This is a genomic window from Paraperibacillus marinus (assembly GCF_046237605.1).
GTDB classification, from domain to species: Bacteria; Bacillota; Bacilli; order Bacillales; family DSM-1321; genus Paraperibacillus; species Paraperibacillus marinus.
The window spans coordinates 2,283,385-2,310,258 of sequence record NZ_CP143542.1 but is presented as its reverse complement, the minus strand read 5'-3'; the positions used below and the strand labels follow the sequence as shown (position 1 = coordinate 2,310,258).

Genomic DNA, 26,874 nt, shown 5'->3' with positions numbered 1-26,874 from the left:
TTGAAACAAGAGGCAACCTTTAAAGTTGCCTCTTCTATTTGTTTAAATTTTATTTATATACGTAATTTAACGGCGAGAAAACATGATGCTGTGTTTTAATATATATATTGCTCATCTGTATATATCGCCTGACCATGTTCATATGCGAATGGCCGAGTATTTTTTGCAAGCTAAACGGATCTCCGCCGTTAAGTATATAAAAGAGCGCAGCAGTATGCCGGAAAGTATAAGGCGATACCCGTTTATCCTTTATTCCGGCCACCTTGCCGTATAAAGCTAAGTTATCGCGGCCCGTGGCGGGAGTTATCGGCTTGCCTTCGTATGATAAAAAGAGGTACTCGCTGTCAAAGTCGGCCGTCTCCGCCAGGTACTCATTAAGTATTCGCAATGTCTTAGGAGAAAGAGGCACCGTCCTGGTGATACGTGTCTTGGTTTCGGTTGCTTCGACGAGCATTATAGTGCCGGCTTTCATATCGAGGTTGGTGCGCTTCATTTCGACCAGCTCGGCGACCCGGACCATCGTATCCAATAGTACAAAGGCGATAACCTTCGTTCGGAAGCCGGTATAGGTATCATCGTCAATGCTTGCGAACAAATTCTTAACTTCATCCGGCGTAAATGCCTCAACGTTGTCAATCGGGGCATTGACCGGCTTAAACCGCTTATGAACCGGCTCAGCAATCCACCCTTTGTCCTCGTAAGCATACCGGAGGAATGCCCGGACGGTCCTAACTCGAATATTTACGGTTGCGGGCGCCAGCTCCATATCTTCTAGCATGAACGCAATCCAACCGCAGAAAAGTTCCGTTGTCATTTCTTCCGCAGGTATATCACCGCCCAGGTATCGCAATAGATATTCGTGGGAACGTAGTATTCTTTAATGGTGCGGCGCGATAGTCCGTCCGCCTTCTTTAATAGCATAAACTGCTCGAACATTTCGCTCATTGAGAGAGTTTCGAACGGTGCGACCGGCGCTGCCTCGCGTTTGTACTTCCTAACTGTTTTCCGCGTAATAAAAAACCGCCCTTCGAATAATTCGTAACGGACGGTTTTGCGATAAGTCTAATTCGGTTTTATATCGCAGTCTTGTACGGTCTTTCATTAGACCGCTCGGAGACCGAGCAAGTAATTCGCCAAAATCAGCGTTCAAATCACCGGCAAAAATCACCGATAAAATGAACGTCAACCCTGCGAGAATAAGAACAAATTTGGCGGGACCGTGTGGGAATCGAACCCACCAGAGACGACACGCGCCTCTCACACGGTTTTGAAGACCGGGGAGCGCACCAGCTGCCCTTCCGGCCCCGTATAGACGCACCTATATCAACGTTTCAAGCATATAACTCAACGTATTTTAACTACCTTTTAAACGAATTCAATATAGTAGGGCACATATCATAATAGCGGAAATATTGCTTTTAATCAAGTATTGTTTCATCAAAACAAAGATTGGTTTTCAAAGCACCTTGTAAATCTTATTAAAGGAACAGGATTGTTATGGGGCCCTCTTATACGTCATCTTGGAATGAAATGATGGCACATCTAACAGTTTTATACGCTAGCTTAGGTATAAAGGCTATTTTGAAGTTAAATGAATGTGAAATAAGCAGAATATTATTTGCTTATTCGGACTTATTCGCATCTGACGTGATGTTAAAAGCTAAAACAAAATATATTAACCAACTGAGATGGCCTATGGCTGTCTTTTTTATTTAAATAAAAAGCAAAGCATTGCCTTCATTTCCTGTCTCATCATTCGTTTGAAGCAGGTCCTGCTTGCTAGTAAGCAGAGTCTTCTAATCAATGGAAGGTTTTTCTGCCATGAACAGGAGACCCTTATCATTTGCATTAAGGCGATTTAATTCTATATACTTGAAAACATGCATTTTAGGGTATTGGAATTCCTGGAAGGAAGCAGAATAAGAAATACCTGAAAAATAATTGCTGACAGGCTAGAAAATTAAGAGGTGGTAGGATGAAACCGAAAGTTGAATTAAAAAATGTAACAAAAGTGTTCGGGAAATCCCCAAAGAATGCTATTCAATTATTAGAAAAAGGATATTCCAAAAAGGAAATCCTGAAAGAGACTGGCTTAACTGTAGGTGTCAATAAGGCCAATCTGGAGGTGTATCCTGGCGAAATCTTCGTGGTTATGGGATTATCCGGCAGCGGAAAATCAACGCTCATCAGGATGCTCAACCGGCTGATTGATCCAACCATGGGACAGATTCTCATAGATGGCAGGGACATTGTAAAAATGACTGTTCCTCAGCTAAGAGAAGTCAGAAGAAACAAAATCAGCATGGTTTTCCAGAACTTCGCACTATTTCCCCATAAAACAGTACTTGAAAATACTGAATACGGACTTGCCTTAAAAAACGTCCCAGCAGAAGAAAGAAGAGAAAAGGCAATGGAGTCACTTTCAGTTGTTGGCTTGAAGGGGTATGAGCACCAGTTCCCTTCACAGCTTAGCGGCGGCATGCAGCAAAGGGTCGGACTCGCCAGGGCGCTGGCAAGCGATACCGATATTTTGTTAATGGATGAGGCATTCAGTGCTCTTGATCCCCTTATCCGTAAAGACATGCAGGATGAATTGCTTGAGCTTCAGGAAACATTGAAGAAAACGATCATTTTCATTACACATGATCTTGATGAAGCTCTCCGTATAGGTGACCGGATTGCACTCATGAAGGACGGCAATGTAATACAAGTGGGCTCTCCGGAAGAAATCATGATGAACCCGGCGAATAGTTATGTAGAAAGATTCGTGGAAGATGTGGATTTATCAAAAGTACTTCAGGCATCTCATGTTCTTAAGCGTGCTGAAAGAATGACTCCTGACCGCGGGCCGCGGGTTGCGCTTCAAATCATGAAAGCTCAAGGGTACTCCAGTATATTTATTGTAGACCGCAAACAAAAACTGTTAGGCGCCATCAGCGCTGAAAACGCGTCAAAGGCAATGACCGAAAATAAAACTGTAGAGGATGTTATGGACAGAGATATAGTAACTGTCTCTGAGGACACACTTTTATTTGATGTGATCGAGGCCCTTTCTCAGTCCATATACCCCGTCGCAGTCACCGATAAGGAAAACCGCTTAAAGGGTGTAATTGTCCGCGGTGCTGTTATAGGAGCACTTGCAGGAAACAAAGAAGATATAAATATTAGGGAGGCTGAATAAAATGGGTCTTCCTCAATTGCCGCTCGCTCATTGGGTAGATATAGCCATCAGCTGGATCATTACTCACTTCGAGGGACTATTCAGCGGTATATCTGCCATTACAGAAGGTTTTATTGATAATTTGGTGAAAGTATTGGAACTTGGACCTCCGCTGGCATTAATTATCATCATTTCATTGCTGGCATTTTACACCAGCCGCTGGACTGTCGGCATCGTTACATTAGTTGGTTTACTATTGATAGAAAATCTGGGACTTTGGGATGCAGCTGTAAATACGCTTGCCCTTGTTCTTTCATCAGTGATTATTACGGTTGTGATCGGTATTCCGATTGGAGTATGGGCTTCACAAAATGACAGGGTCCGGCGTGCCATAACACCGATCCTTGACTTTATGCAGACAATGCCTGGGTTCGTATACCTGATTCCAGCAATCCTGTTCTTCGGTATAGGAGTGGTACCGGGTATTATTGCTTCAGTCATTTTTGCTGTTCCGCCGACAATCCGGCTTACTAACCTGGGCATTCGAGAAGTGCCGGGCGATTTAATAGAAGCTGCTGATGCTTTTGGTTCTACTACTTCACAAAGGCTGTTTTCACTTCAGCTCCCACTGGCGACCCCCACCATTTTAGCAGGTGTGAACCAGAGCATCATGCTCGCATTATCCATGGTGGTTATCGCCTCCCTGGTTGGAGCTCCCGGACTGGGTGCAGAGGTTTACAGGGCTGTCACTCAAGTACAAGTTGGCGGAGGATTTGTGGCAGGGCTCGCTATCGTTATCATTGCCATTATTTTAGACCGAATTTCCCAAAATCTCCGGAAACCGGCATACAGCCGCATTGTACCGAAGAAATATGCGTATGGAACATTGATCATTCTCCTTATAGGTTCCATGTTTACTGTATCGGTCAGGGGTGAAGGTGCCGATAAAGGTGCTGCAAACTCAATTGGGGGACAGGTTGATTATAAAATTGTCGGCATCGACCCTGGTGCAGGGTTGATGAAGTCAGCTAAACAAGCTTTGAAGGATTACGGCCTGCAGGAGGATTGGACACTGGTCGAAGGATCTTCCGCTGCTATGACAGCAGAACTGAAGAAGGCTTATGACCAGAAAGAACCAATCATAGTCACTGGATGGACCCCCCACTGGATGTTCTCCAAATATAAGCTGAAATATTTAAAAGACCCAAAAGGCTCTTTTGGTAAAGATGAAAACATCCATACTGTGGTCAGAAAAGGATTTAAAGAGGACAATCCTGGCGCTTTCAAGATCCTGGATCAATTCTTCTGGCAGGCAAAGGATATGGAAGAAGTGATGAGTGATATCCAGGAAGGCATGAAGCCTGCTGATGCTGCCGGCAAATGGATGGACCGCCATAAAGATGAAGTGAAAAAATGGACGGCTGGCTCAGTGAAAGGTAATGGCGAGAAAGTAAGCCTGGTTTATGTTTCATGGGAATCTGAAGTGGCAAGCACAAACGTCATCGGCGCCGTCCTGGAAAGCCAGGGTTATGATGTAACGCTTAAGCAGGTAGAAGCGGGACCTATGTTCACTGGAGTGGCCAATGGAAGTGCGGATGGTCTGGTAGCCGCATGGCTTCCAACTACACATCAGGATTACATGAAGAAATATGGCAATCAATTTGTCGACCTGGGGCCAAATTTAAAAGGCACCAAATTAGGAATCGTGGTTCCGGAATATATGGAGATTGATTCTATAGAAGACCTGAAGAAATAAACTGCCAGGGACTTTCGAAAAAGATAATCATATGCAGACTGTCAGTTCAAGCCGATTTTATGGCGGGCTGACAGTCTTTTTTTTTTGATAAAAAGTTATGGATTTCACAAGGGTGCCTGACTCGGTATAATAGTACTTTGTTCAGAAACTTTTCATTTTAATTCTATAAAAATACAAATTAATTAAAAAAGTGAATATTCGAAGCATTATCATGGAGAAGGGGATATGGTTCTAATTGTCGAATTCACCCTCTAAATGGGGGAGTTTTCAGTCAGTGTAATGCTGATTGTAATCGTATTCTAATACGTAGTTTCGTTGAGCGGTTTTGAGGACCGGGCAGCGCACCTGCTGCCCATCCACCCCATAATAAAATAGTAAAGCAGGGGGAGAAAAAGCTTTTCAAATATAGTTTCTTTCTTCTGTTAGAGACCTTGGTTTTTACTCCATTCATCAACAGCCCATTAACTTTATTACTCTTGTAATTGTCATATAGAGCTCGCTATAATAGAAGTATAATTTTATGAAAAACTGGGGTGGACTTTTTGCTGCAAGGTTGGTTTTTATGGTTTATCCTGTTTTGGGTCGTTTTATTGGTCGGGCTGTTTTCGATCGGCGGCTTCTTTATGTTCCGGAAGTTTTTAAAGCGCCTTCCCAAGGAAGATGGACGTTCCATTCTTGATTGGGAAGAGCATTATGTAAGAGAGACGAGAAGCCTCTGGAAACAGAAGGAAAAGGATCTGCTGGAAGATCTCGTGAGCCCGGTGCCTGAGCTGTTCCGTGATGTTGCGCGCCAAAAGATTGCCGGTAAGATCGGGGAGCTTGCAATACAGGAGAAAGCAAAGCGCATTACGGAAGACTTGATTATCCGTGGATATATCATGGCGACTCCAAAGCGTGATCATAAGTTTCTATTGAAAAAATTGAATCAGAGACAAGTGGATGTGGCGCCATATCAGCATTTGTTTCAGTGATCACCCGGGAAGCCTGCAGGCAGTAAGATGCTCTGCGGGCTTTTTTTTCTGCGTCCTTATAAGAGTTAATGAAAAAAATCTGCCTATATATATAAGACAGATTCGATCCAGGAGGGGCGTTTATGCTGTTTCCAGCCGGAAAACCTGAAGCAGCAGTATCGGTTCCTGATCCCCATTGCCGGGCATAGCTGAAGTAATTGCCCAGGATCTGTTTTTGGCCTGGAGCTGGAATGGTGATGTTATGCCTATAAAGGTGTAGTCGATGTATACAGCCAGTCAGCTTGATGAATCAGAATGTTATCTTGAATCTGTATTTCATTTAATTTAGCAAAGTTGATGACGTCTTCCTCTATGAGAAAGATGATCCGATTACCAGGCCAGCCCAAGGCTCGTCCATCTCCAAAATGACATGAAAGAATTACATCCGCTGTATCCAAATGGATGCGGTCACATAAGCCTCTATTCCGCAGGAAAAAGCTTCGAGATTCACCTGTTCGCCCAAAGTATGGTTGCTCTGTGTAAAAGTATCACCTAAAGTAGTTGAAATAATCGGCAAAAGCGGTGTTTTGATGGGTAGTAATGCTTGAACCATAGGTGGTTCCCGGGTAGACGCTGCTATTTAGGTAAATGATATAAGCAGGTGCATTTATGAAATTCTGCCTGCTGTTGTATAAGTGTGGATCAAGCCGTTACAGAAGAGCCATACTTACAAAAAAGAATCGAGGGAGCTGCAGTTGCTCCGTCTATCCTTTATTATGCCAGGCAGTAATGGCCGAACGGGTGCCGGCTTGCTAATGCGGCCATGGATTTGCAGGTTCGGTACAGCTGCTGATTTAGATGTTCTTCATGCTGCCTTTTATAATTCAGCAATTGTTCAAGCTGCAATTCTTCATGATTTATAGAGTGAAGGATTACTTCAAGAATTTCTTTTCTATTCACAAGACCTTTCATGCTTTCACATGCTTTGTACTGACCTTTTAAGTCGGCAATTCTTTCAGTATACGTATACTCGTCCCTTTGGATGTGCCTAATCTGGTCCTCTAGACCGTTCCTCAGCTTCAGCAGCATGGCCAATTTTTCGTCTGCCATTCCATCAGCTCCCTTCAGCTTTAAGGTAACTTATCTTTTTAAAGGAAAATGGATGATTTTGTAAAAGTAATGTAAAAAGCAATGAAATGAGCAAATTAGTACCAAGTCATAATAGTAGTTGATATAATACACCCATTAGTTTTTTGATTATTAACCATTTAAAAGAATAGAGGTAGAGTTTCTTGGAAAGTAAAACATTGACAGCACCAGAATACTACAATATTGCAGATGAAATTGAACGTCACAAGTCAGATAAGAATGCGCTGATCTGGCTAAATGAAGCGGGTAAAAGAAAAACGATAAGCTATTCGGGACTGATCAGTAAAGCAAATCAATTGGCGAACGCTCTGCAGCAGCTCGGCCTCCAAAAAGGGGATAGAGTCATTGTCATGACTCCACGGCTCATCGAAGCTTATATCATTTATCTGGGGTGCCTGAAAGCGGGCATAGTGATAAGTCCAGCATCAGAGCTCCTGCGTGCAAAGGATCTTGCCCATCGTATCATTCATTCGGAGGCAGCAGCGGTCATCAGTTATGGTCCATTCACAACGGAATTCGATTCAATTGTGGGGGAGCTTCCTTCACTTCGATTTCGTCTTGCGTTTGGCGGAGACAAACCCGGCTGGGACTCTCTTGAACAAATCATGGAACAGCAGGAGGAGTCCTTTACAGCTCCTGCCATACATAGAGATGATTATGCATTCCTCGCGTATACCTCGGGTACCTCCGGAATGCCGAAAGGAGTGGTCCACAGCCATGGATGGGGGTTTGCCCATCTAAGGACTGCCGCTTCCAAATGGCTGAATATCGGGGAGAACGACATGGTCTGGGCAACGGCTGCGCCTGGCTGGCAGAAATGGGTGTGGAGCCCGTTTTTATCCATCCTTGGTTCAGGGGCGACAGGCTTTGTGTATAACGGCCGTTTCCAGCCTCACCGGTATCTAGAGCTGCTTGAAGAAAACTCTATCAATGTTTTATGCTGCACGCCGACTGAGTACAGAATGATGGCAAAACTTGATACCATCGGGGAATTTTCACTTTCAAACTTGCATACAGCTGTATCCGCCGGAGAAGCTCTGAACCGCGAAGTGATCGATGTATTCAAGCGCCAGTTCCAGATCAGGATCCGCGACGGCTACGGCCAGACAGAAAGCACGCTCCTGATCGCAGGCCTTGAGGATGATGAAAGCAAAATAGGCTCAATGGGCAAGCCGCTGATGCAGGATTATATTGAAATCGTCGATGAAAGCGGGCAGCCGCTGCCCCCGAATACAGCAGGAACGATCGCGATCCGAAAGGATTTTCCTGCTCTTTTCAAAGGCTATTACAAGGATCAGGAGAAAACAGAGGCAGCAATTGCAGGAAATTACTTCCTGACAGGAGATCAGGCTACGAAGGATGAAGATCATTACTTCTGGTTCCAGGGAAGGAACGATGATGTGATCATCAGCTCCGGCTATACCATCGGCCCCTTTGAAGTAGAAGACGCGCTCATGAAGCATGACGCTGTAAAAGAATGTGCCGTTGTCGCCTTTCCGGATGAAGTGCGCGGGAATATAGTGAAAGCCTTCGTCGTCACAAAAGAGGGAGTGGAGGGTACTGAGGATTTAATAAAAGAACTCCAGCAGTTTGTCAAAAATCTGACGGCACCGTATAAGTATCCACGGAAGATCGAATTTGCCGAGCACTTGCCAAAAACGGACTCCGGGAAAATCCGCCGTAATATTCTGCGTAATAGATAAGAGAGGGAGGGCTGAAATCAGGCCCTCTTTTTTTGTTAATTGTTTCTTGAATATTTAGAACATTTGTTCTAGTATATAAACTATAAATCAAAAATGTTTTATGCACCTACTTGCAAAGCAATGGTTAATGCCAATACTCCCTATCATGCTAAAGAATGAATATAGGGGAGAAAAGGTGTTCTCAAAAACAGGGGGAGTACGATGGATCAAACATCTTTAAATATAGAAAAGCGAATGAACCATCATAATGTAATGGGGCTTAGCGTTTCTTTAATCAATAATGGTAACATCAGCTCTATTGAAAATTATGGGCTGATAAAGGCAGGAACTCACTTAAAAGTGGACCATACCACGATTTTTAATGCTTGTTCAATCAGTAAGTTTTTAACCTCCATGGTTGTACTGATATTAACAGAGCAGGGAGTTCTCGATTTGGATGAGGATGTAAACAAAAGACTGACCACATGGAGAGTCCCCCATGCCGATTTATCAAAAGATAAATTCATAACCCTGCGAAACCTGCTGAGCCATCAATCTGGGATTATAGATCCTGAAGGAAGCTTTATGGAACTAATCCCAGGCAAAGGCTTCCCTTCCATGGCAGAAATATTAACCGGAGCAACACCATATTGCAAAGAACCAATTAAGATGAAATACGAACCAGAAAGCAGCTTTCACTACTCAGACGGGGGATATTGTATCATTCAGCAGGTAATAGAGGATGTGACCAAGAAACCCTTTGAAGAAATTGCAAGTGAGCTGATATTCCAGCCATTACATATGAAAAACAGCTTGTTTTTACGTCATATATCTGAAGGGCTGCAAGAGGATGTTGCTGCCGGTCACAACAGAAATGGCGGGGCAGTAGAAGGGGATTATCCCATATATCCTTATCCCGCGGCATCCGGACTGTGGACTGCTGCTTCTGACCTCTCACTTCTAGTGCTTGAAGTCATGGATGCCCTACAGAACAAAAGTAAGCTCGGAATCTCTGCCCGCATGATACAAGAAATGATAAGTCCGCAGGGCTGTAGGCCCTGGACTGGTCTGGGGGTATTCCTGGATGGTCCAGACAGAGAAGTAGAAGTATCCTCTCTTGGCTGGGGACTGGGATTTCAATGTTTGATGGCAGCCTGCCCTTCTACAGGGAGGGGGATTGTTGTCATGACAAATACTGATTTAGGGGTACACCAGCTGGAGGGTATAATAGGCGACATTTATAACTATTACAATCTTTAATATTGTTAAATGATAAGCCGATGCAATGGTGGTATAATCTTCCTGAATGCAAATCGTAGGAGGAAAAAAATTGGCTCTACTGGAAAAAGAGTTTTCTGCCAGCATTGAAACAGAACGTTTAGTCATCAGACCGCTCCAGGATAAGGATTATTGGAACTGGCTGGAGTCATTCTCAAGCCGGCAGCCCTCACTGAACAGACATGACCCTGGAAGGCTGGATATGAGCATCTGTACACAGGAATGGTTCAGCAGCCTGGTGCAGAAACACCAGGAGCTGGGAGTGCAAGATACCGCCCATGTTTTTGGCATATTCAGCAAAGATGGAGGGGTCCATCTCGGCATGGTCGACTTCTCGACACTTGCGAGAGGAACTTTCCAATGGGCGCGAATCGGCTATACCATACATAATCAATTCTGGCAGCGGGGCTACGGCAAAGAAGCAGTAACAGCGGCCATCGCCCTTGCGTTCCGGGAGCTGGACTTCCACCGGATTGAAGCTCATATCAACCTGGATAACGAACCCTCCATTGCGCTTGCCCTCGGTGCCGGTATTGAGTTTGAGTGTGTAAGGAAGAATTTCATCCATGAACATGGAGAATGGACGGATCATATCGTTTATTCCATTACCCGGAACTATTGACCGGATTACGGGATAGCTCGGTCCCGTCTTCTGGCCATTTATTGTGCAGGGCTTTTATAAACGCCTGGACATTTTTCTTTTCTTCCATAATAGGGGAATATAAATAGGAAAGAGTCCGGGTAAAGCGCTGATTCCGCAGGTTGATGACGGACAAATTATTTTGCAGCACATCACGCCTGATCACGCTGTGCGACAATAGGGAAAGCCCCATTCCCTGGATGACGGATTCTTTGATTCCCTGGTTGCTGCTGATGGTCAGAAGGGACTTTACCTTCAGGCCGTTGGAACGGAAAACATGATCCAGATATTCACGTGTTCCCGACCCCAGTTCCCTTGTGATCCAGGCTTGATTTTGAAGGTCGGTAATCAAAACTTCACTCTTCTCCGCTAAAACATGATCGTTAGAGGTGACCAAAAAGAGCTCATCCTGCATGAATGGATGCACGGAAAGACTTTTCTCGTTGGTCTGTCCTTCTATCAGGCCGATATCCACCTGATAGGAATTGACGGATGCGACAATTTCCTCCGTATTGCCGATCGTCAGCTGCAATTCGAGCTCGGGATAGAGTTTTTGCAGATCAATCAGCAGGGAGGGAAGGATATATTCTCCGATAGTGAAGCTGGCCCCGATTTTAAGCTGCCCTTTGATAATGTTCTGGCTTTCCATGATATCGACACGGGTTTGATCATAGAGAGCAATCATTCGTTTGGCCCGCTCATAGAGGATTTCCCCGGTTGGCGTTATTTTTAGATACTTGGGCGACCTCTGGAACAGCTGGGTCTGGAATTCCTTCTCCAGGTTCTTAATATGAAGGGAGACGCTTGGCTGCGACATAAGGAGAAGTTCCCCTGTTTTCGTGAAGTTTTTCACTTCGGCCAGTGTCACAAAGGTTTTGAGTTCGTCATAATTCATCTTGCGCCCTCCAATGATCAGCAATCTTAATAGTAATGATAATTAAAATTTATTTTACTAATGAACTCATATTCGGTAAAGTGATACATGATAAACTTTTTGATTTTTTATATAATTAAAACCAACTTATTTGATAGGTAAAATAGAAATGCGGTTCTGCATTTGTTTAACCCATGATAAGAATTCTTTTGTGAGGTGGATATTGTTGCAACTTCAGGTATTTAACAGCCCGTTTAATGAGGAGCAGGCAGAGCTCCTTAACCGCCTTCTGCCGAGCTTGACTGAAACACAGAAAATCTGGCTGAGCGGCTATCTGACAGCTTCCCAGTCAGGTACGGGCACCGGGGCCGCGCAGACGGCTAAGGCTGAAGCGCCTGCACCGGCAGTCTCCAGGGAAGTGACCATCCTATTTGGCTCCCAGACAGGCAACGCACAGCGCCTTGCAGAAAAATCCAAGCATCAGCTAGAAGCGGAAGGCTTTAAGGTTACCGTTTCTTCCATGAATGATTTTAAGCCTAACACACTGAAAAAACTCAATAACCTGCTGATTGTTGTGAGTACGCATGGGGAAGGGGATCCGCCTGATAACGCCATCTCTTTCCATGAATTCCTGCATGGAAAGCGGGCGCCGAAGCTTGAGGAGCTGAAATATTCGGTCCTCGCACTCGGTGACAGTTCCTATGAACTATTCTGTCAGACCGGTAAGGAATTTGATCAAAAGCTTGAGGAGCTAGGTGCACAGCGCCTGTATGACCGGGTGGATTGTGACCTTGATTTTGATGAGCCGGCACAGGAATGGCTTGATGGCGTGAAGAAAAGTCTTAAAGGCAGCTCTGCAGCAGAAACAGCCGTACAGCCCCACGCGCCACTTGGTGTTCCGGCAGAATCAGAGTATTCCCGGACAAATCCGTTCAGGGCAGAAGTGCTTGAAAATCTGAATTTGAATGGCCGCGGTTCCAATAAAGAAACACGCCACCTGGAGCTCTCGCTTGAAGGTTCAGGACTGACGTATTCACCGGGAGATGCGCTTGGTATTTATCCTGAAAACGACCCGGTGCTGGTTGATTTGATCCTCAGCGAAATGGGCTGGAACCCCGATGAAGAAGTGGTAATCAACAAGCAGGGTGAAAAAGCGGCACTGAAAAAAGCCCTGACTATCCATTTCGAAATCACGGCGCTTACAAAGCCTGTGCTTGAAAAGGCTGGAGCGCTTTCTTCCGGTGAAACACTGAAAGCCCTGCTATCTTCAGGAAATGATGAAATAAGATCTTATATGGAAGGCCGTGATTTACTAGATTTGCTGCGGCAACATGGCCCATGGGACGTTTCTCCACAGGAACTGATAGATATACTGCGTAAGATGCCGGCCCGCCTCTATTCCATCGCGAGCAGTCTGGAGGCGAATCCTGAGGAAGTCCACCTGACTATTGGTGCTGTGCGATATGATACTCACGGACGAAGCCGCAGCGGAGTATGCTCAATTTTATGTGCCGAGCGGCTTCAGCATGGCGACACGCTTCCTGTTTTCATACAGGAAAACCAGAACTTCAAGCTTCCGTCCGATGATACACCGATTATCATGGTGGGTCCGGGTACAGGCATCGCTCCATTCCGTTCCTTTATGCAGGAGCGTGAGGAGCGCGGTGCTGAAGGAAAGTCATGGCTTTTCTTCGGAGATCAGCATTTTGTGACAGATTTTCTGTATCAGACAGAATGGCAGAAGTGGCTGAAGGAAGGCATTCTAACGAGAATGGACGTGGCTTTCTCGCGTGATACAGAGGAAAAAGTGTACGTCCAGCACAGAATGCAGGAAGCTGGCAGTGAACTGTTTAATTGGCTTGAAGAGGGGGCAGTTGTATATGTGTGCGGCGATGAGAAGAATATGGCCCATGATGTACACCAGACTCTCATTGATATAATTGCAAAAGAAGGCAGGATGAGCCCCGAAAAAGCGGAGAGCTATCTTGCAAATATGCAGCAGGAGAAGCGTTATCAGCGCGATGTGTATTGATTTTTACACAGAAAGGAGCATCTCAACATGGTGAACCCGATACTGAAAGCGCCAGAAGGAGCGCCAAGTGACGTAGAAGGAATTAAAGAACGAAGTGATTTTTTACGCGGGACATTGAAGGAAGTGATGCTGGATCAAATCAGCGCAGGCATCCCCGAGGATGATAACCGACTGATGAAGCATCACGGCAGCTATCTTCAGGATGACCGGGACTTAAGGAACGAGCGGCAAAAGCAGAAGCTTGAGCCTGCTTACCAATTCATGCTCCGCGTCCGGCTGCCGGGCGGAGTGGCTTCGCCAGATCAATGGCTGGTCATGGATGACCTGGCCGAAAAGTATGGCAACGGAACCCTAAAACTAACCACCCGTGAAACCTTCCAGATGCATGGCATCTTGAAATGGAATATGAAAAAGACCATTCAGGGAATTCATGCTTCTCTGATGGATACCATCGCTGCCTGCGGCGATGTGAACAGGAACGTGATGTGCACATCCAATCCGTATCAATCGGAGATTCACGCAGAAGTTTATGAATGGTCAAAAAAACTGAGCGACTATCTTCTCCCGCGAACACGTGCCTACCATGAAATCTGGCTCGATGAGGAAAAAGTTGCGGGAACACCGGAGAGTGAAGATATTGAGCCAATGTACGGACCTCTCTATCTGCCCCGGAAATTCAAAATAGGAATTGCCGTGCCTCCATCAAATGATATCGATGTTTTCTCCCAGGACCTCGGCTTCATCGCCATCGTTGAGGACGGAAAACTGATCGGCTTCAACATTGCAATCGGCGGCGGTATGGGTATGAGCCATGGAGATAAGGCAACTTATCCTCAGGTGGCAAAGGTTATTGGATTCTGTACGCCGGATTCTATCCTTGAAGTGGCCGAAAAGATCATCACCATTCAGAGGGATTATGGCAACCGGTCTGTCCGTAAGAATGCCCGTTTTAAATATACGGTCGACCGCCTGGGCCTGGAAAATATCACAGCAGAGATCGAGAACCGTCTCGGCTGGAGCCTGATGGAAGCACGCCCCTATGCATTTGAAAGCAATGGCGACCGGTATGGCTGGGTTAAAGGGATCAACGGAAAATGGCATTTCACTATGTTCATTGAAGGCGGAAGAGTGGCTGATTATGAGCAATATAAGCTGAAGACCGGCCTTCGTGAGATTGCGAAAGTCCATAGTGGGGACTTCCGCCTTACTTCCAACCAAAACCTGATTATCGGCAATGTATCAAGTCAGAAGAAAAAACAAATTACGGCTCTTCTTGAGGCATTCGGCCTGACAGATGGCAGCAAGTTTTCCGCGCTTCGCCGAAGCTCCATTGCCTGTGTGGCCCTTCCTACCTGCGGACTCGCCATGGCAGAAGCTGAGCGCTATCTTCCATCCCTGGTTGATAAAATTGATGACATTGTTGACCGTGCAGGGCTGCGTGATAAAGAAATCACGATCCGCATGACAGGCTGCCCGAATGGCTGTGCCCGCCATGCGCTTGCTGAGATTGGATTCATCGGGAAAGCACCGGGCAAATACAATATGTATCTTGGCGCAGCCTTTGACGGCAGCCGTCTCAGCAAGATGCACAGAGAAAACATTGGGGAAGAAGAAATTCTAAAAGAATTGGACATCCTGCTTCCTCGCTATGCAAAGGAACGCAATGAAGGCGAGCACTTCGGCGACTTCGTCATACGCGCCGGCATTATCAAGGCGACAACGGATGGCACGAATTTTCATGACTGATAACTGAGAAAGACAGGGAAGCCTGTCTTTCTTTACCTGTATATGGAAAGAGGGGATTCATATGGTTCAAAATGGACAGCTTGATCCAGAAGTAAAGGAAAGCCGCAAAGCGGAATATGGGGTGGATGCGCTCTTTTTAAATAGATGGTCACCGCGTGCGTTTACCGAACAAAAGATAACGGATGAAGACTTATATAAAATTCTGGAAGCCGGACACTGGGCGGCTTCATCGTATAATGACCAGCCATGGCGGTTTGTTGTGGCTAAATCGGAAGAGCAGCTGAAGGCATTTCACCAATTCTTGAGCCCATTCAATCTAAGCTGGGCAGAAAAGGCGCCGGTCCTCATCATGCTTGCTTCGGATACGAAACGGGAAAATGGAGACGCTAATGGAGCTCATGCTTTTGATGCGGGAGCTGCCTGGGGGTATCTTTCCCTTCAGGCCGGATTGCTCGGCATAAGCACCCATGCAATCGGCGGCTTTGACCGGGAAGCTGCCCGCAAGGCACTCAATGTACCCGAACATATAGAGCTTCATGCTGTCATTGCCCTCGGTTATCGCGGAGAGAAAGAATCCTTAAGCGAGGCCCTTCAGGCAAGGGAAGTGCCAAGCGGCAGGAAACCGCTTAGCGAAGTCGTGCTGGAAGGCACATTCTAATATTGCATAACGAGCCTGGATCGGTCTTGGATCCAGGTTTTTTGCTTTTTATTGAAACTGATCATTCATGTTAAACTGGTTAGAGAATTTTAGCTGATGGAGGGTTTTTATGAAGAGAATCGCAGTCATCACAGCAGGAAAAACACATAGCGGGAAGACCACATTTGCAAGAAAATTAGAACAGAAATTAGACCATTCCATTGTGATCGACCAGGACAATCACGCAGCATTCATTAATACTTATTATAGAAAATTATTGCCCTTGGATGGTCCTAATACCATTAAATATGCCATCACCCAGACCATTGCCGACTATGCAGTGAAGGAGACAGATCTCCATCTCATCATCTGCAGCTCTAACCTCAGCCGAAAGGGGCGTCTTGCTTTACTAAGATATTACCAGAATCAAGGATTTACAACCGTTCTTGCTTCTTTTCAAATAAGTGAAGACATCCTCAGTGCAAGAGTAAGGAACAGCAGCCGCAGCACTAATATTTTCAGAAGTGCTGCGAGTTTCCAGGAAGTGCTTGCCAGGCAGTCGGCCGAATCCCTGCAGATGGATAAGGGAGCACCTTCGAAGGATGAAGCGGATTATTTTTTTGAAATAAAAAGCAGCGGCGAAGTTCAGGACGTCATCAGTAAGATAACGAAAATCAATTACGACCAAAAACAGCACGCGGAGAAGGAGAAATGGTTGTAATGGAATGATTAGAACCAAAAAGACCCTGCGGAGTAGAAAAAATGGTTGTAATGGAATGATTAGAACCAAAAAGAGCCTGCGGAGACGAAAAAATGGTTGTAAAGGAATGATTAGAACCAAAAAGACCCTGCGGAGTAGAAAAAATGGTTGTAAAGGAATGATTAGAACCAGAAATGGCCTGCGGAGAAGGAAAAATGGTTGTAAAGGGATGATTAGAACCAAAAAGACCCTGCGGATAACGAAAAATGGTTGTAAAGGAATGATTAGAACCAAAAATGGCCTGCGGAGTAGGAAAAATGGTTGTAAAGGAATGATTAGAACCAAAAATGGCCTGCGGAGTAGGAAAAATGATTGTAAAGGAATGATTAGAACCAAAAATGGCCTGCGGAGTAGGAAAAATGGTTGTAAAGGAATGATTAGAACCAAAAATGGCCTGCGGAGTAGGAAAAATGATTGTAAAAGGATGATTAGAACCAAAAAGACCCTGCGGATAACGAAAAATGGTTGTAAAGGAATGATTAGAACCAAAAAGGGCCTGCGGAGAAGGAGAAATGGTTGTAAAGGAATGATTAGAACCAAAAAGGCTCTGCGGATAACGAAAAATAGTTGTAAAGGAGAGATTAAAACCAAAAAGACCCTACGGATAACGAAAAATGGTTGTAAAGGAATGATTAGAACCAAAAAGACCCTACGGAGTAGAAAAAATGGTTGTAAAGGAATGATTAGAACTAAAAAGAGTCCTTGGAGAAGGCAAAAAGGTTGTAAAGGAATGATTAGAACCAAAAAGAGCCCGTGGGGACGAAAAAATGATCGTAAAAGATAATTTACGACCGAGCGGGGCGCTGCTTTCTGTATGTACATATCACTCTACTTCAGTAAGTATGGGTAATCGCTGTTCTGCAAGATTTCCTTTGGGTTCAGGACGGTCCACTCATTGGTTTTCACCTGTGGATTTTTTTGCAGATAACTCTGCATGATTTTGTAGCCGATTGTATAATTTGAAAATGGCGGAATGTGTTTGGATTCACTTCCATTCATAAAATCAGCGTAGACTTGCATGTCATAGGAATCTTTTTCATGGTGAAAGCATCTTCTAAGAAAGTATCACCTATAGTTCTGGTAAATTGAACTCCTGTTTCAGGGTACAGCATATTTGCGAAGGCTTCGCCTCTGCCTTCAAAGAGGACTCCATCGAGCACTGCACTGCCTACCGCGTTTTTCTCCATCATCATCGTGTGATGATATTCGTGTGCCACGGTATATTTTATATATTTTTAGTAACGGAAGGCTGAACTTGAAGTAAAATGAAATTTTTACTTACCGTAAAGGCTGCGATTCCATTTGTTTCTTCCAGTGGCCATTCGGGGTTGGCCGGCATCACGATGACGTTTTTTTCTCCGCCGGGCAGGGCCTTAGAGGATTGGATCAGAGCTTCTTTAATGGCTTTCATAATATCCTTCCGGTTAAGGAGTTTGGCAGTGTCATCTTTGAGTTTTTGTAAGTCAAGGGAAGGTGTTAAATAGGAAGAATAATTGTAAGTCTGCTCCAAATTGAATTTGATTATTGTGTTTCGAAATGATTTTAGAATTTTATTTTCATATAATTCCTGCTCACTTGATTGAGATTCCTTGCCTGCTGCTTCCGTATACTGCATGAATGGGTTGAAGAAAGGGATGATCTTGAACTGCTGGTTTTCATGTGAAAAACGTGTGACCTTTAGGGCTGGCTTTTCCTCTTGGCTTTTAACTTCATTAGAGTCCTGGTATGAACAGCCGCCTGCAGCAAAGCAGAAAACAGATAACAGTATAACTAAAATTTTCCTTAATACTATTTCCCCCCTACTATTTTATTTTAATAGTCATATATTAAATTATACCATAATATGGTATTTTTGGATATTGTACGATAGTTAGCCCCTGATAAAAGTCCGCACACAAAAACGGCACCGCCATCTTGGCGGTGCCGTTTATATTTTGTTGAGTTCAATGTTGTGATAGGAAGGAGAAAGGGCAGGCAGGATCACTTCAATGGTGGTGCCCTGATTGACGACGCTGTCTATTTTTAGTTCGCCGTTATGGGCTTCAATGATCTTGAAGCATGTCATGAGACCGAGGCCTGTTCCTTTTTCCTTGGTGGTATAAAAGGGTTCGCCGAGTGTGGCGATGCGCTCCTGCGGAATACCGATTCCCTGATCGATGATCTTGATGGAAATAAAATCGCCATCCGGCTTTGTGACTTTTACATCGATATTTCCTCCTGTAGGCATCGCTTCGATCGAGTTCTTCAGCAGATTGAGAAACACCTGTTTCAGCTGCTTTTCTTCACAGCTGATTTTGGGAAGCTCGCTTTCAAGCTCCACGAATATCTGGACATTATTAAGGATGGATTGGGTGTTAATGAGTGTTACCACATCTTTTACGAGCAATTTCACATCCTGTTCCGCAAGAACAGCCGCAGTCGGTTTGGCGAGCACCAGGAATTCACCGACGATCGAGTTGATCCGTTCGAGTTCAGAAAGGACAATATCCACATACTCTTCCTTGAGATGGTTATTCTTGAAGAGCTGGATAAAGCCTTTGATGGATGTCAGCGGATTCCGGATTTCGTGGGCAATTCCCGCTGCCATTTGGCCAAGCAGGGCAAGTTTCTCTGATTTTTGTAGAAGGCGGTCGGTCTCTTCCTTACGCTCCGTCACGTCTTTCCCGATGGTCAAAATGGCATTCTTTGAAGCGAAGGTGATGCTAATGGAGGAAGCTTCAAAATAAAACATCGTGCCGTCCTGCCGCTTCAATTTATATTCATAAGTATCCAGGCATTTATTTTCCTTATGTATCTGCTTGATCCTGAGAGCGAGTTTTTCCTTTGCTTCCGGCATGATCCAGTCCATCAGGCTTGATGCAATTAAATCATCCCTGCTTTTGGCACCGATTAGCCTGGCTGCAGCCTGATTGGCATATAAAATCTTTCCGTTATGGTGGATGACTACGGATCTTGGCAGGAAATCGAGCAGTCTTTTGTAGCCTTCTTCATTTTCCTGAGCTTTTTTGTAGTGAAGCCGGGAACGATCATACTGCCAGCCGGCAATCCAGGCAATCACTGTGAATGCAAAAAAGTCCAAGGTAAAAAAAGGTTTCTGATGAACGATTGTCTGATATAGGGTGAATCCTACCGAAATAAGAATTAAAACCAGCTGACCCATAAAATTCATATATAGACCTCGTAGTTTCATTGATTTTCTATATCATAGCATAAAACCAGCTTCCGAAAATGAAAAAAATACCCTCTTGTCCCAACATTTTAAGGCTCTATGGTACAGGCATATTATCAACCTCGTAAAGGCATGGATATGCATGCTCCATTTGTCTCTTCATGATTTTAATCCTATAGTCAATCTTATAAGCAAGTTGAAGAAATGCCCGGTAAAAGTAAAATTAACCGAACAGGGGATTGAACTATGATGGGCAAAAAGGAAAAACTATTATGACCGAGGGAAGATCCGTGAGCCTGAGAAGGAACGGCTTAAGCCGTCTGAAAAAGCCGAATAATAAAGTCGATCTTCTTCCAAGTAGTTCTCAGAGCTGGTTCCGAACATTTATAAAACCTAGTAAATCAATTATGAAAGCATGTAAAAGCTATTTCGGGCAGCACGACAGACTGTACAGAAAGTTTTGAAGTTGGCTGACCACCTATTAAAGGAAGAAATGCAGCTGTAACATAATAAACTGGAGTCGTCTCCCAATAAGGTAATCTTCCAAAAATCTGCGGTTAAGCGGTTATATTTTGGTTAGTATAAGATCCAGCTGATGATGTATTGTTCTGTTTTCGACATGGGAGAGAAGTTTTTTTCTTATCGTAAATAAGTCCCTGTAGCTCAAGAAGGTAAAATTCCACTTATTACTTTTTTTCAAAAATTATTTATAAAGGAATTGAATGAAGAACGAACGTTCGTATATAATGAATATAAGTATAAAATAACAATGGCTGAGCCAGAAGGAGAATAGAAATGATTAAGCCTTATTTAATGTTTAATAGAGAGTGTGAAGAGGCATTTACACTTTACCAGACGGCTTTTGATGGAGAAATACTCTCTCTGCAAAAATATGGAGATATGCCTCCGAATCCGGATTTTCCAATAAATGAAGATGACCGGAACCTTGTATTGCATTCCGAATTAAAACTGACTGAAACAGGCCTGATCATGGGTTCAGATTCTAAAAGAGACCCAGGGAACGGCGGGAAGGTAAGTATCAGTGTCGAGCTTGATTCAGAAGATCAGGCTAAAAAAGCTTGGAACGCCCTAAAAGACGGGGGCAAAGTCCAAATGGACCTTCAGCCGGCATTCTTTGCTAAACTGCATGGATCTGTCCAGGATAAGTTTGGAGTTACTTGGATGTTTACCGTTAGTTAAAGATATGAAAAAACAGGCGTGGTGGTTTATTCAGCCATGCCTGTTTTCAGATAACACCCTTTTCTTTATTATTACAGAGAGTCAAAGAAGAAAAAACTAGATAAGTCTGATTGTTTGTTGATCAAGTCAATACATTCAGGCGGGATTTCACGGCTTAAATAAATATTGATCCGACCGCCTAATCCTTATTCCGATTTCGGGTCATTGGCTGTAACACCTGATTCCTATTGCTGTTCATAACATGGTGAGTAAGTATAAACAAGGAAGCCGCCTGGATTGACAAACATAGGTGCAGACAGGAAGGTTACATTCGTTGTATGTCCTTTTGTATCAAAGATTTTTGCAAGTTGTCCTTTAAGACAGCTGCCGGCGCCATAAATGAATACATACGGATCATCTTTTCAATTCAAGGATTTTATTTATGATCACGCTGCAGATTCTTTGCGCCAGCTGTACACGCCTGTTTACGATTTCTGCTTTAGCTCACTGTGGCGAGGGTGTCCCGGATCAAAATTTTCATTAAATCCAGCCATGCTATCAATGGATTTACGAGGGTGGTCCCGATCCCAGCGTTTAAAAGATCTCAAGAATTGTTTGCTTAACCCCAAAATTAACCTCTCTGAAAGCTTCGGATTAAATTTTATCCCTTCCGTTACAACGATTTCCGTTCTGCCAGCTCCAATTTCAAAAGGAAGCAATGTTGGAAGTTTACTTTCATGATTTTGTCGGCTGCTTCAATTTTCTGTTCAATGATTTTTCCGTTTTCATCGAACACGACCCCCAAGCAGCTGCTGGCACCTTCAGAAAGGCATTTGCAGTATTCAATTTTAATGTGACCATTACATTCCTTCCGGATGGATGATGGAAAATGACTTTTGAGTGCTCATATAACGATTTGCATGGGCCATTACGTTGGCTTGAGTCATCGTGCTTACCGGCAAGGCAGCTGAAGGATCGTATGATATGCCAATCTTATCTTTCTTATCTTTTGCATGACTCCGATCGCAAGGCCTGCCAGGTAACAATAACAGGATCTTGTCTTTTGATTTCACTGGTTGTTTTTCGAGTTCAATCGCCTGAAGATTATCATTTAAAACCTTTCCACCGATCACGTGGCGTTGGCAGTTAAAAAAGAGTGCTTTTGAATATAGGGTTACTCAATATTATTAATGAGTTCGTCAGCTGGAATATCGTCCATGTCCTTAAGGTCGGTTGTTTCACTAAAAAGAGCATAATTGAATTGCAATCGGAGAGGAATCTTTCACCCCCATTTTTTTAAACCGTTATTTCCTGCATCTGCAACAGCTTTTAAAGTTGCATTTATTTGATGCATTTATTTGTCGTTTTTGTGTTTCTATTATGTTTCAACTTCACATATAAAAGGCACACTTGGTGCGCATAATTACACGGCAAAAGAAGCCCCTTTTTGCGTAATTTGGAAACGTGCGTTCGTCCCGCTGCTGTGTTTCCCCAGGATTTTTGCTATAATAGAAGGCAAATAGAATGAGTGCCGCTTCGGAACTTATTGTTGAAACACTATGAGGTGAAATAATGAAATTTATACATACTGCCGATTGGCATTTAGGAAAAATAGTCCACGGGATTCATATGACTGAGGAACAGCGCAGGATGCTGCTGCAATTCATCCAGCTTGTTGAAGAAGAACAGCCCGATGCGGTGGTGATTGCAGGCGACCTGTATGACCGTTCCGTGCCGCCGACAGAAGCGGTCGAGCTGCTTGATGAAATCCTATATAAAATCAATGTTGAAATGAAAATACCGATTGTGGCCATTGCGGGCAATCATGACAGTGCGGAAAGGCTTTCCTTTGGGACAAGCTGGTATAGAGAAAGCCGGTTATTCATCCAGGGAAAGCTTTCGCGGAATTTTGACCCTGTTCAGATTGGCGGAGTGAACTTTTACAGCATTCCTTATGCCGAGCCGGGAATGGTCCGGCATCTGCTTGAGGATGACAGCATCCAGAGCCACCAGGATGCAATGAAGGCGCTCATTGGCAGGATTGAGGAAAAACTCAATGCCCGCGAACCGAATGTACTGGTCGGCCATGCTTTTGTGCTCGGCGGCAAGGTTTCGGATTCAGAGCGCAATCTGTCGGTTGGCGGTTCTGGCTGTGTTTCTTCCGGCCTCTTTGAATGCTTTGATTATACTGCACTGGGTCATCTTCACTCTCCGGATGCCATCGCACATCCGAAGGTCTTTTATTCGGGCTCGCTGATGAAGTACTCTTTTTCAGAGGCAAAACAGAAGAAGGCTGTATCGGTTGTGACTATGTCAGGGGACGGCAGCTTTGATATGGAGAGCCGTTCGCTCCTGCCGCAAAGGGATATGAGGGAAATTGAAGGTCATCTGGACGAGCTGCTGGATATTTCTTTCTATCAGTCTCAAAAACTGGATGATTACATAAAGGTCACTCTTTTAGACGAAGGGTCAATCCTTGATCCGATGGGGAAGCTGAGACAGGTGTATCCGAATATCCTTCACCTGGAGCGGAAGTGGGATCTTACCGATCAGCGCCGCAAACAGTCATTCTCCGTGCAGAGGGACGAAAAGAAGTCGGAGCTTGATCTGTTTCAGACGTTCTATGCGAGCATGACGGACCGGGAATTCGATGATTCCAAGCTCGCAGTGATGACAGCGCTCATTGAGAAGACAAAAAGGGAGGGAGATTTCTGATGAAGCCTTTGAAGCTTACGATGCAGGCTTTTGGGCCTTATGCAAAAAAAGAAGAAATCGACTTCGCAGAACTTGGCAGCCGGACGATGTTTGTGATTTCCGGAAAGACAGGGGCTGGCAAAACCACGATTTTTGACGGACTCAGTTTCGCCATATATGGCAAGGCAAGCGGGGAAGACCGGAGCGGGAATGAACTGAGGAGCCAGTTTGCCGAGGATGATGTCCTGACAGAAGTTGCCCTCGAATTCTCCCTGCGTGGAAAATTCTATTACATCAGCCGTTCCCCCCAGCAGGAGCGGAAGAAAAAGTCGGGGGAAGGAACCACAACGGCGGGGGCCAAGGCAGAGCTTTACGAAATCAAGGACAACGGGGAGCGGGAGCTGCTCGGCGCAAACGTCAGGGATGTGGATGAAAAAATTAAGATCATCATGGGACTGGATGCCAATCAGTTCAGGCAGATCCTCATGATTCCCCAGGGAGAATTCAGGAAGCTGCTGACTTCTGAAAGCAAGGATAAAGAAGTGATTCTCCAGCGCCTTTTTCATACAGAAATTTATAAGCAGATTGAGGAAAAGCTGCGGGAAGAAGCAACTTCTCTAAAAAAGCAGGCGGAAGCGAACCAAAATGAGCGAAAAGGGCTCATCCGGGATATCCGGCCGTCCCTGGCTGAAAATCTTCAGCAGGAAATGAACAGTGAAGAACCGAATGAATTGCGGATATTAAGTCTGCTTGCAGAGGAAATCACCCTTTCAGGCAATGCACTCGCAACTCTCGCAAAAAAGGAACAGGACAAGCAATCAGAAAGAGATAAAATCCAAAAGAACATCCACCAGGCTGAAGAATTGCTTCTGAAAATGAAGGAACGGGACAGCCTTATCAAAAAGAAGGAAGAGCTCGAGGGGAAGAAACCTGAAGCGGACAAAATCAGAAAAACCATCTTGCTTGCCGGAAAAGCCGCACAGCTGGAAAAGCAGGAGGAGTATTATCTGAAAGCCGGCCGCAGTGTTAAACACACCGAAGAAGAAGCGGAACGGCTGAAAAGTCAGAAGCAGAAGCTGGCTCTCGCCTTGAAGGAAGCAGAATCCCTTCATGAGGCTGAGCTATCCAAGGGTGCGGAACGGGAAGCGGCCTCTGCAAGGGTTCATGAACTTCAGCGGCTCCAGGCATCTGTGGCTGCATTTTCCGGTCTTCTCCAGGAAACCGAAAAGCTCAAGAACAAGCTCATGCTCGTTAAGGATCATAAGCAAAAAACTGAGCAGAGGGCAGAGGAGCTGGAAAGAGAAGAAGAGGCCTTTTATAAACAAAAAGAAGAAAGTGACAAGGCCGCGCTGCTCTTTTCTGAAAAGGAACGTGCTTTTGAAAAACATAAGCATGTTCTGACCGAGCTCGATAAAATCAAAAGAAGCACCGCGGACGCCAAAGCCGCAGAACAAAAGCTTGCACAGTCCGAGCAGATCTTAAAGCAGCAATCAGAAGAGCTGCGTCAGGCTAAGGAACGCCTTGAACACCTGGAAGAGCTGTGGAGAAAGTCGCATGCGGGGATCCTGGCTGCCACCCTTGAGGACGGTACGCCTTGTGCGGTATGCGGCTCCACCCACCATCCGGCGCCGGCAGCCGCCCTTGAAGGACTGCCGAAAGAAGAGGAAATAACTGCGGCAAAAGAGCTGTTTACAGCGGCTGAACTAAAGAAATCCCAGGGTGAGGGCGCTTTTTATGGAGCAAGTTCTGCCTATGAAGCAGCAGCTAAGATCCTGGAAGAACGAATTGCCACATTGAAGGAAAGCATTCCACATTTTGAAGGGGAGGGGCTTCAGGACCTTCAGCAACAATTGATGATGGAAGCGGCGGAGCTTACAAAAATACTGACGGGGCTTGAACATCAAAAAGGAATGCTGCCGACTATCATAGCGAATATCGCCCGGGTCAAAGAGGAAAGAAACGCTGTCAGGGAAAAATTGAAGAGTTATTCTTCAGAAGAAGAAAGGTCCCGCAAAGATTTCATGGATACGGAGGCTAAGCTCCAAAACATGAAAGCATCCGTTCCGGAGAGCATCCGCACAGAGAAAGCATTCCAGGCAGAACTATCCTCTGCATCACATCAGCTGAAGAAGCTGCAGATTGCGCTGGAGAAATCGGCTGAACGACTGCAGGCAGCCAGGCAGGAGCATTCTACCGTGGAGGCCCTGCTTGCCTCTACAACTCAGCGGCACCAGGAATTAAAAACAGAGCTTGAAGAAGAACGAAGCCGGTTCCAGGAAGACATGAAAACACAGGGCTTCATGAAATATGGTGACTATACTTCAGCAAAAAAAACAGCAGACGAACTGAAAAGACTGGAAGATGCACTCGCAGCATATGAACAGCAGTATAATCAGGTGACCGGGCTTCTGGATGATTTGAATATGAAGCTGGCCGGTATGGAAGTGCCGGACATTGATTCGTTGAAAGAAACCTTCAGGGCTGTCAGCCTGGAGCTTGATGAGCTGCGTAATGAAAGCCGGCAGATATTGATGGGGCTTGAGGAAAACAGGAGGATTGAGCAGAAGCTTTCAAACATGCTCTCCCAACAGAAGGAACTCGATGAAAAGTATAAAGTAATCGGCCATCTTTATGAAGTATCGCGCGGACAAAATCCATTCAGAATCACTTTTGAAAGATATGTGCTGGCGGCTTTCCTCGATGATATCCTCGCCCAGGCAAATGGCAGGCTGGGCAAGATGACAGGGGGAAGATATCAGCTGATCCGGAAGGTTGATCCAACACGAAGGAACATCCAGAGCGGTCTCGAGCTTTCTGTCTATGATCAATATACAGGCCAGGAGCGACATGTAAAAACACTCTCAGGCGGCGAGAGCTTCAAGGCGGCGCTGGCGCTCGCCCTTGGTCTTGCCGATGTGGTCCAGCAGTACTCAGGCGGCGTTTCCCTGGAAACCATGTTCATTGATGAAGGATTTGGGACACTCGATCCCGAATCATTAGATAACGCCGTGGAAGCACTGGTCGATATCCAGAGCAGCGGCCGGCTGGTAGGTGTCATCTCGCATGTGCCTGAGCTGAAAGAGCGGATCGACGTCTGTCTGGAAGTGTCGTCCACACAGGCAGGAAGCTATACAGAATTCAAGTTCACCAACTAATATATGGGGGGCG

22 protein-coding genes and 1 tRNA gene are annotated in these 26,874 nt (G+C 45.0%); 15 read left to right on the top strand and 8 right to left on the bottom strand.

Annotated elements, in window-relative coordinates:
* Positions 1-49: 49 nt before the first annotated feature.
* Both V1498_RS11800 and V1498_RS11795 read right to left on the bottom strand, forming a co-directional pair.
* Positions 50-814, bottom strand: coding sequence for a tyrosine-type recombinase/integrase (locus V1498_RS11800; protein ID WP_409293860.1), 765 nt, complete (start codon positions 812-814; stop codon positions 50-52).
* A gap of 395 nt (positions 815-1,209) precedes the next feature.
* Positions 1,210-1,306: transfer RNA gene (locus V1498_RS11795), tRNA-Sec, on the bottom strand.
* 669 nt (positions 1,307-1,975) lie between these two features.
* On the opposite strand from V1498_RS11795, the gene V1498_RS11790 reads away from it, so the two are divergent.
* The 3 genes from V1498_RS11790 (at position 1,976) to V1498_RS11780 (ending at position 5,887) form a co-directional block, all read left to right on the top strand.
* Positions 1,976-3,181, top strand: a complete 1,206-nt coding sequence (locus tag V1498_RS11790; protein ID WP_409293858.1) for a glycine betaine/L-proline ABC transporter ATP-binding protein — start codon at positions 1,976-1,978, stop codon at positions 3,179-3,181.
* 1 nt (position 3,182) lies between these two features.
* Positions 3,183-4,916, top strand: a complete 1,734-nt coding sequence (locus tag V1498_RS11785; RefSeq protein ID WP_409293857.1) for a glycine betaine ABC transporter substrate-binding protein — start codon at positions 3,183-3,185, stop codon at positions 4,914-4,916.
* A gap of 542 nt (positions 4,917-5,458) precedes the next feature.
* On the top strand, positions 5,459-5,887 hold the full coding sequence (locus tag V1498_RS11780; protein WP_409293856.1) for a DUF2621 domain-containing protein: 429 nt from the start codon (positions 5,459-5,461) through the stop codon (positions 5,885-5,887).
* 753 nt (positions 5,888-6,640) lie between these two features.
* Here the strand turns inward: V1498_RS11780 and V1498_RS11775 are convergent.
* Positions 6,641-6,976 (bottom strand): hypothetical protein, encoded by a 336-nt coding sequence (locus V1498_RS11775; RefSeq protein ID WP_409293855.1) that lies wholly within the window; start codon positions 6,974-6,976, stop codon positions 6,641-6,643.
* Between the two features lie 182 nt (positions 6,977-7,158).
* Here V1498_RS11775 and V1498_RS11770 point away from each other — a divergent pair, with 182 nt between their 5' ends.
* The 3 genes from V1498_RS11770 (at position 7,159) to V1498_RS11760 (ending at position 10,597) form a co-directional block, all read left to right on the top strand.
* Positions 7,159-8,718 carry an acyl-CoA synthetase gene (locus V1498_RS11770; RefSeq protein WP_409293853.1) on the top strand — a complete coding sequence of 520 codons (1,560 nt, stop codon included), beginning with the start codon at positions 7,159-7,161 and terminating at the stop codon, positions 8,716-8,718.
* Between the two features lie 201 nt (positions 8,719-8,919).
* Complete coding sequence (locus V1498_RS11765; RefSeq protein ID WP_409293852.1) at positions 8,920-9,957, top strand: serine hydrolase domain-containing protein; 1,038 nt, start codon at positions 8,920-8,922, stop codon at positions 9,955-9,957.
* A 70-nt stretch (positions 9,958-10,027) separates the two neighbouring features.
* Positions 10,028-10,597, top strand: a complete 570-nt coding sequence (locus V1498_RS11760) for a GNAT family N-acetyltransferase (protein WP_409293850.1) — start codon at positions 10,028-10,030, stop codon at positions 10,595-10,597.
* Here the strand turns inward: V1498_RS11760 and V1498_RS11755 are convergent.
* Positions 10,581-11,510, bottom strand: coding sequence for a LysR family transcriptional regulator (locus V1498_RS11755; RefSeq protein WP_409293849.1), 930 nt, complete (start codon positions 11,508-11,510; stop codon positions 10,581-10,583). The two genes, V1498_RS11760 and V1498_RS11755, sit on opposite strands and share 17 nt — an antisense overlap.
* A gap of 205 nt (positions 11,511-11,715) precedes the next feature.
* Here V1498_RS11755 and V1498_RS11750 point away from each other — a divergent pair, with 205 nt between their 5' ends.
* The 5 genes from V1498_RS11750 to V1498_RS11730 all read left to right on the top strand — a co-directional run bounded on the left by V1498_RS11750 (position 11,716) and on the right by V1498_RS11730 (position 17,448).
* Positions 11,716-13,521, top strand: a complete 1,806-nt coding sequence (locus tag V1498_RS11750; protein WP_409293848.1) for an assimilatory sulfite reductase (NADPH) flavoprotein subunit — start codon at positions 11,716-11,718, stop codon at positions 13,519-13,521.
* A 27-nt stretch (positions 13,522-13,548) separates the two neighbouring features.
* Positions 13,549-15,267, top strand: coding sequence for an assimilatory sulfite reductase (NADPH) hemoprotein subunit (gene cysI / locus V1498_RS11745; RefSeq protein WP_409293846.1), 1,719 nt, complete (start codon positions 13,549-13,551; stop codon positions 15,265-15,267).
* A gap of 61 nt (positions 15,268-15,328) precedes the next feature.
* Entirely contained in the window at positions 15,329-15,925 is a 597-nt protein-coding gene (locus tag V1498_RS11740; RefSeq protein ID WP_409293844.1) for a nitroreductase family protein, read from the top strand.
* A 109-nt stretch (positions 15,926-16,034) separates the two neighbouring features.
* Positions 16,035-16,625 (top strand): AAA family ATPase, encoded by a 591-nt coding sequence (locus tag V1498_RS11735; RefSeq protein WP_409293842.1) that lies wholly within the window; start codon positions 16,035-16,037, stop codon positions 16,623-16,625.
* A 4-nt stretch (positions 16,626-16,629) separates the two neighbouring features.
* Entirely contained in the window at positions 16,630-17,448 is an 819-nt protein-coding gene (locus V1498_RS11730; RefSeq protein WP_409293840.1) for a hypothetical protein, read from the top strand.
* A 44-nt stretch (positions 17,449-17,492) separates the two neighbouring features.
* Here the strand turns inward: V1498_RS11730 and V1498_RS11725 are convergent, their stop codons facing one another.
* The 4 genes from V1498_RS11725 to V1498_RS11710 all read right to left on the bottom strand — a co-directional run bounded on the left by V1498_RS11725 (position 17,493) and on the right by V1498_RS11710 (position 19,833).
* Positions 17,493-17,684 carry a DUF2268 domain-containing putative Zn-dependent protease gene (locus tag V1498_RS11725; protein ID WP_409293838.1) on the bottom strand — a complete coding sequence of 64 codons (192 nt, stop codon included), beginning with the start codon at positions 17,682-17,684 and terminating at the stop codon, positions 17,493-17,495.
* A complete protein-coding gene (locus tag V1498_RS11720) occupies positions 17,660-17,851 on the bottom strand; it encodes a hypothetical protein (protein ID WP_409299260.1) in 192 nt (63 codons plus the stop codon). The genes V1498_RS11725 and V1498_RS11720 overlap by 25 nt, the downstream gene beginning before the upstream one ends.
* A gap of 38 nt (positions 17,852-17,889) precedes the next feature.
* The gene (locus tag V1498_RS11715) at positions 17,890-18,075 is read right to left on the bottom strand and encodes a hypothetical protein (RefSeq protein ID WP_409293837.1); all 186 of its coding nucleotides are present in this window, start codon (positions 18,073-18,075) and stop codon (positions 17,890-17,892) included.
* A 516-nt stretch (positions 18,076-18,591) separates the two neighbouring features.
* The gene (locus tag V1498_RS11710; RefSeq protein ID WP_409293836.1) at positions 18,592-19,833 is read right to left on the bottom strand and encodes an ATP-binding protein; all 1,242 of its coding nucleotides are present in this window, start codon (positions 19,831-19,833) and stop codon (positions 18,592-18,594) included.
* 795 nt (positions 19,834-20,628) lie between these two features.
* On the opposite strand from V1498_RS11710, the gene V1498_RS11705 reads away from it, so the two are divergent.
* From V1498_RS11705 to V1498_RS11690, 4 genes are all read left to right on the top strand, one after another.
* A complete protein-coding gene (locus tag V1498_RS11705) occupies positions 20,629-21,033 on the top strand; it encodes a VOC family protein (RefSeq protein ID WP_409293834.1) in 405 nt (134 codons plus the stop codon).
* Positions 21,034-21,733: 700 nt separating this feature from the next.
* Positions 21,734-21,895, top strand: coding sequence for a hypothetical protein (locus V1498_RS11700; RefSeq protein ID WP_409293833.1), 162 nt, complete (start codon positions 21,734-21,736; stop codon positions 21,893-21,895).
* A 689-nt stretch (positions 21,896-22,584) separates the two neighbouring features.
* Positions 22,585-23,727, top strand: coding sequence for an exonuclease SbcCD subunit D (locus V1498_RS11695; RefSeq protein WP_409293831.1), 1,143 nt, complete (start codon positions 22,585-22,587; stop codon positions 23,725-23,727).
* Positions 23,727-26,861, top strand: a complete 3,135-nt coding sequence (locus V1498_RS11690) for an SbcC/MukB-like Walker B domain-containing protein (protein WP_409293829.1) — start codon at positions 23,727-23,729, stop codon at positions 26,859-26,861. The genes V1498_RS11695 and V1498_RS11690 overlap by 1 nt, the downstream gene beginning before the upstream one ends.
* Positions 26,862-26,874 lie beyond the last annotated feature (13 nt).

Bases quoted from the DNA above. Each gene is read 5' to 3' on its own strand.
- V1498_RS11755 (WP_409293849.1), bottom strand. From the start codon at position 11,510: ATGAATTATGACGAACTCAAAACCTTTGTGACACTGGCCGAAGTGAAA.
- V1498_RS11720 (WP_409299260.1), bottom strand. From the start codon at position 17,851: ATGGAGAAAAACGCGGTAGGCAGTGCAGTGCTCGATGGAGTCCTCTTT.
- V1498_RS11695 (WP_409293831.1), top strand. From the start codon at position 22,585: ATGAAATTTATACATACTGCCGATTGGCATTTAGGAAAAATAGTCCAC.
- V1498_RS11790 (WP_409293858.1), top strand. From the start codon at position 1,976: ATGAAACCGAAAGTTGAATTAAAAAATGTAACAAAAGTGTTCGGGAAA.
- V1498_RS11715 (WP_409293837.1), bottom strand. From the start codon at position 18,075: ATGAAAGCCATTAAAGAAGCTCTGATCCAATCCTCTAAGGCCCTGCCC.
- V1498_RS11765 (WP_409293852.1), top strand. From the start codon at position 8,920: ATGGATCAAACATCTTTAAATATAGAAAAGCGAATGAACCATCATAAT.
- V1498_RS11690 (WP_409293829.1), top strand. From the start codon at position 23,727: ATGAAGCCTTTGAAGCTTACGATGCAGGCTTTTGGGCCTTATGCAAAA.
- cysI (WP_409293846.1), top strand. From the start codon at position 13,549: ATGGTGAACCCGATACTGAAAGCGCCAGAAGGAGCGCCAAGTGACGTA.
- V1498_RS11785 (WP_409293857.1), top strand. From the start codon at position 3,183: ATGGGTCTTCCTCAATTGCCGCTCGCTCATTGGGTAGATATAGCCATC.
- V1498_RS11800 (WP_409293860.1), bottom strand. From the start codon at position 814: ATGACAACGGAACTTTTCTGCGGTTGGATTGCGTTCATGCTAGAAGAT.
- V1498_RS11725 (WP_409293838.1), bottom strand. From the start codon at position 17,684: ATGCAAGTCTACGCTGATTTTATGAATGGAAGTGAATCCAAACACATT.
- V1498_RS11735 (WP_409293842.1), top strand. From the start codon at position 16,035: ATGAAGAGAATCGCAGTCATCACAGCAGGAAAAACACATAGCGGGAAG.
- V1498_RS11730 (WP_409293840.1), top strand. From the start codon at position 16,630: ATGATTAGAACCAAAAAGACCCTGCGGAGTAGAAAAAATGGTTGTAAT.
- V1498_RS11740 (WP_409293844.1), top strand. From the start codon at position 15,329: ATGGTTCAAAATGGACAGCTTGATCCAGAAGTAAAGGAAAGCCGCAAA.
- V1498_RS11705 (WP_409293834.1), top strand. From the start codon at position 20,629: ATGATTAAGCCTTATTTAATGTTTAATAGAGAGTGTGAAGAGGCATTT.
- V1498_RS11710 (WP_409293836.1), bottom strand. From the start codon at position 19,833: ATGAATTTTATGGGTCAGCTGGTTTTAATTCTTATTTCGGTAGGATTC.
- V1498_RS11775 (WP_409293855.1), bottom strand. From the start codon at position 6,976: ATGGCAGACGAAAAATTGGCCATGCTGCTGAAGCTGAGGAACGGTCTA.